The sequence below is a fragment of the Burkholderia sp. Ac-20384 genome (genome assembly GCF_017104605.1).
In the GTDB taxonomy this organism is placed as follows: domain Bacteria; phylum Pseudomonadota; class Gammaproteobacteria; order Burkholderiales; family Burkholderiaceae; genus Burkholderia; species Burkholderia lata.
On the sequence record NZ_JAAGPE010000335.1, the window covers coordinates 1 to 9212 of the forward strand.

General features: G+C 66.9%; 12 protein-coding genes and 1 pseudogene. 6 read left to right on the forward strand and 7 right to left on the reverse strand.

Annotation, left to right across the window (positions count from 1 at the left end):
• The 3 genes and pseudogenes from G3O00_RS36195 to G3O00_RS36205 all read left to right on the forward strand — a co-directional run.
• Positions 1-123: pseudogene (locus tag G3O00_RS36195) on the forward strand (IS481 family transposase); the annotation flags it as partial.
• 19 nt (positions 124-142) lie between these two features.
• On the forward strand, positions 143-1369 hold the full coding sequence (locus tag G3O00_RS36200) for an MFS transporter (protein WP_206145877.1): 1227 nt from the start codon (positions 143-145) through the stop codon (positions 1367-1369).
• A 14-nt stretch (positions 1370-1383) separates the two neighbouring features.
• Positions 1384-2205: an SDR family oxidoreductase gene (locus tag G3O00_RS36205; protein ID WP_206145873.1), complete on the forward strand. Its 822-nt coding sequence runs from the start codon at positions 1384-1386 to the stop codon at positions 2203-2205.
• Positions 2206-2403: 198 nt separating this feature from the next.
• Here the strand turns inward: G3O00_RS36205 and surE are convergent, their stop codons facing one another.
• From surE to G3O00_RS36220, 3 genes are all read right to left on the reverse strand, one after another.
• Positions 2404-3183 carry a 5'/3'-nucleotidase SurE gene (gene surE / locus G3O00_RS36210; RefSeq protein WP_206145874.1) on the reverse strand — a complete coding sequence of 260 codons (780 nt, stop codon included), beginning with the start codon at positions 3181-3183 and terminating at the stop codon, positions 2404-2406.
• A 180-nt stretch (positions 3184-3363) separates the two neighbouring features.
• On the reverse strand, positions 3364-3672 hold the full coding sequence (locus G3O00_RS36215; RefSeq protein WP_166889291.1) for an AzlD family protein: 309 nt from the start codon (positions 3670-3672) through the stop codon (positions 3364-3366).
• Positions 3665-4399, reverse strand: coding sequence for an AzlC family ABC transporter permease (locus tag G3O00_RS36220; RefSeq protein ID WP_059696142.1), 735 nt, complete (start codon positions 4397-4399; stop codon positions 3665-3667). Before G3O00_RS36220 ends, G3O00_RS36215 begins: the two co-directional genes overlap by 8 nt.
• 124 nt (positions 4400-4523) lie before the next feature.
• Here G3O00_RS36220 and G3O00_RS36225 point away from each other — a divergent pair, with 124 nt between their 5' ends.
• The 3 genes from G3O00_RS36225 (at position 4524) to G3O00_RS36235 (ending at position 6627) form a co-directional block, all read left to right on the forward strand.
• Positions 4524-4982, forward strand: coding sequence for an Lrp/AsnC family transcriptional regulator (locus G3O00_RS36225; RefSeq protein WP_006486309.1), 459 nt, complete (start codon positions 4524-4526; stop codon positions 4980-4982).
• Between the two features lie 229 nt (positions 4983-5211).
• Positions 5212-5781, forward strand: coding sequence for a hypothetical protein (locus G3O00_RS36230; RefSeq protein ID WP_041493684.1), 570 nt, complete (start codon positions 5212-5214; stop codon positions 5779-5781).
• Between the two features lie 144 nt (positions 5782-5925).
• Entirely contained in the window at positions 5926-6627 is a 702-nt protein-coding gene (locus tag G3O00_RS36235; protein ID WP_174929942.1) for a YebB family permuted papain-like enzyme, read from the forward strand.
• A 103-nt stretch (positions 6628-6730) separates the two neighbouring features.
• Here G3O00_RS36235 and G3O00_RS43660 read toward each other — a convergent pair whose 3' ends face one another.
• From G3O00_RS43660 to G3O00_RS36255, 4 genes are all read right to left on the reverse strand, one after another.
• On the reverse strand, positions 6731-6967 hold the full coding sequence (locus tag G3O00_RS43660; RefSeq protein ID WP_241025494.1) for a hypothetical protein: 237 nt from the start codon (positions 6965-6967) through the stop codon (positions 6731-6733).
• A gap of 2 nt (positions 6968-6969) precedes the next feature.
• Complete coding sequence (locus G3O00_RS36245; RefSeq protein WP_206145876.1) at positions 6970-7602, reverse strand: LysE family translocator; 633 nt, start codon at positions 7600-7602, stop codon at positions 6970-6972.
• A gap of 210 nt (positions 7603-7812) precedes the next feature.
• Positions 7813-8682, reverse strand: a complete 870-nt coding sequence (locus tag G3O00_RS36250; protein ID WP_174929943.1) for a hypothetical protein — start codon at positions 8680-8682, stop codon at positions 7813-7815.
• Between the two features lie 106 nt (positions 8683-8788).
• Positions 8789-9121 carry a DUF2322 family protein gene (locus tag G3O00_RS36255; protein WP_174929944.1) on the reverse strand — a complete coding sequence of 111 codons (333 nt, stop codon included), beginning with the start codon at positions 9119-9121 and terminating at the stop codon, positions 8789-8791.
• Positions 9122-9212 lie beyond the last annotated feature (91 nt).

Sequence of the window (9212 nt, forward strand, 5' to 3'; positions counted from 1 at the left end):
GAAGCCCTGGCGAGTTGGCAGCATCACTACAACTGGCATCGGGCTCATAGTGCCATCGGCGGCATTGCGCCGATGGCGAGACTTCCCCCGTCGAGAAACAACCTCTTGACGCTTCACAGCTAGCGCGATGACAAACGTAGCGATGGCGCGCGGCGGACGCGCAGTGGCGCTTGGCCTGCGCGAGAACTGGCGGCAATTCGCGTTGCTCGTGCTGGTCAACGCGTTCGTCGGCGGGATGGTCGGCATCGAGCGCACCGTCGTGCCGCTGATCGGCGCCGAGCAGTTTCATCTCGAGTCGACCGCGCTGATCACGTCGTTCATCGTCAGCTTCGGGCTGGTCAAGGCGTTCGCGAACCTGGTGTCGGGGCAGCTCGCCGATACGTGGGGGCGCAAGCGTGTGCTGATCGCCGGCTGGCTGCTTGGCCTGCCGGTACCGTTCATGATCATCGCGGCGCCGAACTGGGAATGGGTGATCGCCGCGAACGTGCTGCTCGGGCTGAGCCAGGGGTTCGCGTGGTCGATGACGGTGATCATGAAGGTCGACCTCGTCGGCCCGAAAAGCCGTGGCCTCGCGGTCGGCCTGAACGAATTCGCCGGCTATTTCGCGGTGGGCGCGACCGCGTTCGCGACCGGCTATCTCGCGAGCCGCTACGGGCTGCGGCCGACGCCGATCTATCTCGGCGTGTTCTACGCGATCGTGGGCCTGCTGCTGTCGATCCTCGTCGTGCGCGACACGCGCGAGCATGTGCGGCTGGAAAGCGGCCAGCCGGCCGGCGCATCCGCGCTGTCGTTCCGCGAAGTCTTCATGCTGACGTCGTTCCGTAACCGCAACCTGTTCGCGGCGTCGCAGGCCGGCATGATCAACAACCTCAACGACGGGATGAGCTGGGGCATCTTCCCGCTGTTCTTCACGACGCTCGGGCTCGGTATCGAGCGGATCGGCCTCCTGAAGGCCGTCTATCCGGTCGTATGGGGCAGTTGCCAGATCGTCACCGGGCCGCTGAGCGACCGGTGGGGGCGCAAGGGGCTGATCGTCGCCGGGATGTGGGTGCAGGCGGGCGGGCTCGCGCTGACCGCGCTGACGGGGCAGTTCCGCTGGTGGCTCGTCGCGAGCGTGCTGCTCGGCCTCGGTACGGCGATGGTCTATCCGAGCCTGATCGCGGCCGTGTCCGATGCGTCCGAGCCCGGCTGGCGGGCGCGCTCGCTGAGCGTGTACCGGTTCTGGCGCGATCTCGGCTATGCGATCGGCGCGCTGTCGGCCGGCCTGATGGCCGACCGCTTCGGCTTCGCCGCCGCGATCCTCGTGGTGGCCGCGGTGACGTTCGCGTCAGGGGGCGTCGTCGCGATTATGATGCGGGAACGCCACTGACAGGGTTCCCCGATATGGACGCGCCGCTTCCGCCGATCTCCGCTCCGATTCCCGAAACGGAACCTGAAACCGAAACCGTCGCCGAGCCGCGCGCGTCGCGGCTGCATCGGCCGGTCGCGCTCGTCACCGGTTCGACGTCGGGGATCGGCGCGGCGATCGCGCGCCGCCTGGCGGCGGACGGCTATGCGGTCATCCTGCATTCGCGCAGCTCGGCCGACGTGGGGCGCGCGATGGCGCGCGAACTCGGCGCGGCCTACGTACAGGCCGACCTCGCCGACGATGCCGAACGCGTGCGGCTGATCCGCGAAGCCGTTGCCGTGCACGGGCGGCTCGACGTGCTCGTCAACAATGCGGGCGTCAGCCGCGTGATTCCGCACGACGACCTCGCCGCGGCGACGCCCGACGTGTGGCGTGAGATGCACGAGATCAACGTGATCGCGCCGTTCCGGCTCGTCGCCGAGGCGGAAGCCGTATTGCGCGAGGCGGCGTCGCACGGGCGGGCCGGGTGCGTGGTGAACGTCAGTTCGCATGCGGGCGTGCGGCCGAAAGGCGCGTCGATTCCGTATGCGGCCGCGAAGGCCGCGCTCAATCACACGACGCGGTTGCTCGCGCGCACGCTTGCACCGGCGATTCGCGTCAATGCGGTCGCGCCGGGGCTTGTCGATACGCCGCTCACGGCCGACTGGACGGACGCGCAGCAGCTCTGGCGCGAGCGCGCGCCGATGCGCCGCGCGGCGACACCGGACGATATCGCGCAGACGGTCGCGATGCTCGTCGCGTCCGACTACGTGACGGGCGAGATCGTGATGCTCGACGGGGGAATGAACCTGACGTGAAGCGGTGGCTCGGTCATTCGGTGAAGCGATGAAGCGGTGAAGCGGTGAAGCGGTGAAGCGGTGAACCGGTAAGGCGGTAAGGCGGTAAGGCGGTAAGGCGGTAAGGCAGTAATGCAGTAATGCAGTAATGCAGCCGGGCAATCACGCGCAGGCACCACGCGCAATCGCCGCGACCGCTGCCTCGCCGGCCTGCGCGGATCAGCCGAGGCTCGACCGCAACCGAGCAAGCGCCTGATCGTGCGTGCGCTCGAACTTCAGCGGCGTGACGGCGACATACCCTTCGCCCAGCGCAACGGTTTCCGAATCCGCATCGTCGTCGCGCGGCGCGCGGGCGAGCTTCAGCCAGTGATACTCGAGGTCGCGCGGGTCGCGCCCCGACACGATCTCGACACCCTGCAGCGTACCGGCGCCCTGGTTCGTCACCTTGAGGCCACGCACGTCCTGCGCGGGCCGCGGCGGGAAATTCACGTTCAGGCACGCGTCGCTGTCCCAGCCGGCCGCAACGAGCCGGCGAATCACGTCCGGCGCGAGCGCGAGCGCCGTGTCCCACGGCACCGCGTTGCGATCGGTGAACGCCTGGCTCAGCGCGATGGCCGGCACGCCGACCAGCATGCTCGTCATCGCGGCGCCGACCGTGCCGGAAAACACCGTTTCGGTACCGAGGTTCCCGCCGCGATTCACGCCGGACAGCACGATGTCGGGCCGTGCGTCCTTCATCAGGTGGCTGATCGCGATCGCGACGCAATCGCCAGGCGTGCCGCGCACCGCGAAACGGCGTTCGCCCTTGCGATGCACGCGCAGCGGTTCGTGCAGGCTCAGCGAATGCGACGTGCCGCTCTGGTCTTCCGCCGGCGCGACGATCCACACTTCGCGCGCCAGTTGCGTGGCGACCTGTTCGAGCACGTCAAGGCCGGGGGCGTCGATTCCGTCGTCGTTGGTGAGCAGGACACGATCGAACAGCGGGCGGGTTTCTTGCATCGGGACGATCCTCGCGGAGATGGGCAATGAGAGGGAAGTGCAGCGTGGCGCAAGCCACAAGGCTAGCATTCCCGCGTGAGAATCGTCGTGTCGCGCGGTGGGCGCGGACGTGAAAACGGGCGCATCGCGCGCCCGTTGGTCGGTGTTCGTGCCGCGACGTGCGCGGCGGGTCGGAACCGCTCAGCCGAGCAGGTGCCGCAGCAGGCCGGCCGACACGACGCCGACGATGACGGTCGGCAGGATCGACAGGCGCGTCGCCGCGATCAGCGTCATGGCCAGCGCCAGCAGGTCGGCCGGGCGCGTCGACACGAAGGCCGGCGCGATCACCGAGATCAGCACGCAGCCGGGCACGTTCTCCATCACCGACGCCATCCGCGGGCTCAGCGTGCGGTTGCGCAACAGCACGTAGCCGAGGATGCGCGACAGATACGTGGTCGACGCCATCAGCACGATCGTCGCGACCGTGCTGAAATCCGGGAAATCAGGCATCGCGCGGCTCCCACAGCAGCGCGGCGATCAGCCCCGCGCAGGCGCCGGCCGCGACGTACCACGCGCCGGGCACGGCCAGGTGCGTGGCTGCCGCGACGACGAGGCTCACGAACCACGGGCGGCTCGCGCGCATCCCTTTCCACATCCCGCGCAGCAGCACCAGAAACACGGCCGTGAACGCCATGTCGAAGCCGTACTGCTCGACGTTGCCGATCGTCGGGCCGACCGCCGCGCCGAGCGTGGTCATCGAGATCCACGTCAGGTAGAGCCCCACGCAGATGCCCGCGTAATAGGGCACGCTGATGTGCGTGGCCGAGCGGGCCCTTGCGTCGGCGAGCGACATCGCCCAGCTTTCGTCGCACATGAAGAACAGTGCGAAGAACGCGCGGCGGCGCGGCAGGCGGCGGATATACGGCTCGAATGCGGCGCCCATCAGGATGTGGCGCGAATTCACGAGGAACGACATCGCGACGATCAGCGCGATGTGCGGCGGCGAAGTCCACAGATGGATCGCCGCGAATTCGGAGCCGCCGCCGAAGTTCATGCCGGTCATCATCGGCACCTCGAACAGGCTCAACCCTTTTTGCGCGGCCTGCGCGCCCAGCACGAGCGCGAACGGCACGAAACCCAGCATGACGGGCAGCGCCGCGCGCAAACCGCGACCCATCTCGGCGACATAAGCGGGCTTGTCGCGAAGCCCTGACGACGTTGAAACGCTACTGCTCATTACTCCTCCTTCGGGGGAAGAATTGTCTGCTTTTTTGACTCGAATCGGGTTGCGTTGTGGCCAGATTTTTCTCAGAATTTGGCATTGAACGCGTGATACGCGATTTTTTTGGAATCGAATGCCAATGAAACTTGACGCCATCGACCGCCGGATCCTGAGCGCGCTCCAGCGCGACGGCCGCATGCAGAACGTGGAGCTCGCGCACGAGGTGGGGCTGTCGCCGTCGCCGTGCCTGCGGCGCGTGCGCCTCCTCGAGGAAGCCGGCGTGATCGAGAAATACGTGGCCGTGCTGAATCCCGCGAAAGTCGGCAAGGGGCTGACGATCTTCACGCGCGTGTGGCTGAAGGGGCAGGACGCGGAATCGGTCAACCGCTTCGCCGAGGCCGTCCAGCAGATGCCGGAAGTCGTCGAGTGCCACCTGATGGCCGGCGATTGCGATTTCCTGCTGCGCGTCGTCGCAGCCGACATCGACGACTACCGGCGCTTCCAGATGGAATACCTCACGCGCATTCCGGGCGTGCTGAGCGTGAAGACCGACATTCCGATGCAGAAGGTCAAGCTCACGTCGGCGCTACCGACCTAGCGCGACGCGCGAGGCATGACTACGCGACGACGGGTCGACGAACGGTCACGGCTCGGTGACAATCGCTCGATAGACTGACGAATCACGCCGCGTCGAACCGGTTGCCTGAGTGGTTGCGCGACGTTCGATGCGCAAGCAACTAACGGTCAATGTCGACGCGATCGGGCAGGCGGCGCTGCGCGCCGGGTCGTGTGCTGATGCAGATGCGTTTCTTCTTGTCGGGCCATTCATGCAGCCAATCAACACGCCGTGGAATTCGCTGGAAATCGTCAAGCTTGTGCTGGGCGTGCTGACGCCGTTGTCGGTCGCGTGTCTTGGCTGGCTCGTCGCGCGCCGGCTGAAGCGGCTCGAACTCGTGCAGTGGACCAACCAGCGATTGATCGAGAAGCGGCTCGCGCTGTACGACGCGGTCGCGCCGCAGCTCAATGCGTTGCTGTGCTTCTACACGTGGATCGGCTACTGGAAGGACATCTCGCCGGACGACGTGATCCGCGCGAAGCGCGACCTCGACCGCACGTTCCATATCTACCGCTACCTGTTCGACGACGACGTGTACGACGCGTATCACACGTACATCCATGCGCTGTTCGACATGCATACGGGCCCGGGCCGCGATGCGCGGATCCGCTCGCTGATCCAGGCGCCCGACGGCGACCGCAGCGTGCACGGCTCGTATGAATGGAAACCGGTGTGGTCGGATCGTTTCGCGACCGCGAATGTCGTGCCGAAGGACGACGTGCTGCGGCACTACACGGAGTTGATGGAGCGGCTGCGCGTGGCGCTGGGTGCGACGCGCTGAAGGCGTCGGCACCTGCGCACCGCTTCACGCCGGTATCGAAATCCGTCACCGGGCGGCGCGAATACCCGCCCCCGCACATGAAGCGGATGCGGAGCCCGGCCGGTGCTGACATGCTCGCGCCATCTCCACTCGCACGAGGTCCGTATGATTGTCGATACCGGCTGCCGGCCGCTCATGATCCGCTCGCCTGAAGCGGGCAGGCGGCGTCTCTTCTCCATTGGTTCTTCTTATCCGCATGACGTGCCGTTGCCGATCGACCCGGAGATCGGCGATATCGTCTTCATCCGCGTGACCGTGCGGCCGTTTCTCGAAGTGGCGAGCGCGACGCGCTCATGGACGAATCACGTCGGGATCGTCGTTGGCGAGCGCGACGGCGAGCCGCTGATCGCGGAGAGCACGTTTCCGCTATCACGCGTTACGACGATGTCGCGGTTTCTTGCGCGCTCCGATCGCGGCGCGTGCGTGATCGCGCGGCTGAAGCAACCGCTCGATGCCGTACAGCGGCGCCGGCTCGTGGAGGCTGCGATGCGCCGGATCGGCGTGGTCTACGACACGGGGTTCAATCTCGCGTCGCGCCGGCAGTTCTGCTCGCGGTTCGTGCGCGAAGTCGTGCGCGATGCGACACGGATCGTGCTCGGCGACGTCGAGACCTTCGACATGCTGCTGCGCCGGAATCCCGACCATCCGCTCGGCTTCTGGAAGATCTGGTACTTCGGCCGGATTCCGTGGCGCCGCCGCACGGTGACGCCGGCGAGTTTGCTAGGGAGCGGGGCGTTGCGGGTGGTGGTGGATACGCGCGAGGGCGTTGAAAATGTGTCCGAAGGTGACGATCCGGATAGCGTCTGACTCAAGCGAGTGAGGTCACGAATCTTTTGCCACTGGCCGACGCCAGCTTGAGCGGCATATCGGGTGACCGCGCACGCCGGCTCGCTGCGAACACGAGCCGGCGTTACTCCACAGTGGACGCGCTCGATTCGGTGCCTTCCGCGATATCGGTCGACGCTACGCCGGCCGCTTGCCGTGCAGCAAGCATTGCGTCGAGCAATGCGAATTCCTCGCGGTTCAGTCGTTCGTATTCAGCGCGCAACTCGGGGTCAGACAGTGCGCGTTTGCGCAGATCCTCGTACGTTCCCATACCCAACCTCATTAATTTGATTGCGCCCGTTTGATTCACCGACAGGCTCACGACTATTGCCGCCCCGCCACCGCCAACCGCGCCGCCAGCCCCACGAACACCGACCCGAGCAGATACTGCGGCAGCTTCGACGGGCGGCGGCGCGCGCCGATCCGCTGGCTCAACCGGCTCGCGGACAGGATGACCGCGCCGTTCACGATGAGGCCGATCAGGTTCAGCACCGTCGCGAGCACGAGAATCTGCACGGCGATCGAACCGTGTGCGGGCCGCACGAATTGCGGAAACAGGGCGAGCACGAACAGCGCCATCTTCGGGTTCAGCAGGTTCGTCGTCAGCCCCTGGCGGAAGATCGCCGCGGTCGAGTGGCGACGCTGCGACGCGACGGGCGACAGCGCGGTCGCATCCGAACGGAACGTCTTCCACGCGAGATACAGCAGATAGGCCGCGCCCGCGAAGCGCACGACGTCATAGGCGAGCGGTACCGCGACGAACAGCTGCGACAGCCCGAGCGCGGCCGCCAGCGCGTGGCAGTAGGTGCCGGCCTGGATGCCCGCGAGTGTCGCGAAGCCGGCGCGCCGGCCCTGGCTCACGCTGCGGGATGCGATCAACAGCATGTCGGGGCCCGGCGTGGCGGTCAGCGCGAGACACGCGCCGGAGAACAGCGCGAGCGTGGAGAGGTCGATCATGTGAGTCCCTTTCGTGGATGCAGCGTAAAAGGGAGGTCAGTTTAGGAGGGCGCGCGAGGCCGGTCAATCGAACGAACGGACGATGATCCGGCCGGAAAGCGAGGCCGGTCGTCAACTCATGTGCGCGGACCAAGGCACACCGATAGTCCCCGACACTGCATCAACGGCGCACGCCAATGCTGCGCCTTGCGTGAACGATCGTCGCACCGCTCAACGCTTGCGGCAGGCCACCTGGTAATCGATCACGGTGTTCTTCGACGGCTCGTCCGGCTCGCCGCCGACGGTCGTCACGCCGAGCACGCCGGACGCGCTCCGGTAGCGCAGCGCGCAATAGCCCATGCCGGTGCCCGAACACGCTTCGGCTTCGATGACGCCATGTTTCGCGAGCGTCGCCGCGCCGTCCATCGCATCCGGCTTCTCGCGCGGGCGCAGCGGTTGCCAGCCTTTCGCGATCAGGATCCGGCGCGCGACGTCGAGCGGTTTGCCGTACACGTTGGGGACGACCGCGCGGCCCTGGCAGTAAGTGCTTTCAACGGCGACTCGCGTCAGGCGCACGCCACCGTTCTCTTCGTGCAACTCGCCGACGGGCGGTGCCGGGCCATCGCCGCCCCAGATCAGCAGCGCGCCGCTTTCCAGCCGATCGGCCGTGCCGAGCTGCCAGCCCGCCTTGCGTGCCGTGTAGCCGAGTGCGACGAGCGTCGTGCCGTCGAACACGCCGATGTTGCCGTTGCGCGCGAAGCAGATCGCACTCGTGCCAGCAGTGAATCCGCTCGCGAACGTGACGACCGTGTAGCGGCCGAGCGGTGCTTCGGACGTCACGATCCAGTCGCGCTTCGCGACTTCACGGCCGGCGGCAGTGGTCGTCTTTGCGCGGTATTGCGTGCAGAACGAATCGAGCGACCCGTTCTCCGGCGAATGCGGCAGCACGCCGAGCGGCACCAGCGACGCACCGGCGATGTCGGAGGCCGTCCGCAGCGGATCGGCCGATGCCGTGCCGCCGAGCGCGGCACACGCAACGACTGCGATCGACACGATCGAAGCAAGACGGCGGGCAAACGGCGACGCAACGAAACGGGACACTTGGGCTGTCTCCGGGGAAAGGGGGGCGGGCGCGATGATCGCGGGTTTTCGCCCGCGTGTCACGGCCGCGCGCCGTCCGGCTGCACGCTTGCGTGACCTCGGCGACTCAGCCCTTTGCGACGACGTCGATCCGCAGCGCTTCGCCGCCGTCGACGATCGCCAGCAGGCGATCGACGTTCGGATGCGCGCCCGGGCGGTTGCGTGCGTCGGCCGTATGTTCGGCGAACACCGCGAGGCCGTGCTCGGCGGCTTTCGCGTCGAGCGTGCCGAATGCCTGCTTCAGGTAGTTGTACACCGCGAGCGAGCCTTGCTTGCCCGGCTGGTTCTCGATGGTCGCGACCACGTCGCCGTTCGCGCCGACGAGATCGATGCGCGCGACGCCGTCGATGGCGGGCAGTTGCGCGAGGTTGTCCTTGAATACTGGGGTCGGTTGAATCACTGAAAACACTCCGTCGGTTCGGTCAGGGGCCAATGAGCATGGCCGGCCGTATCTTATCCGATCGGCCTCCGCGCACCGGCCGGCACGCGGG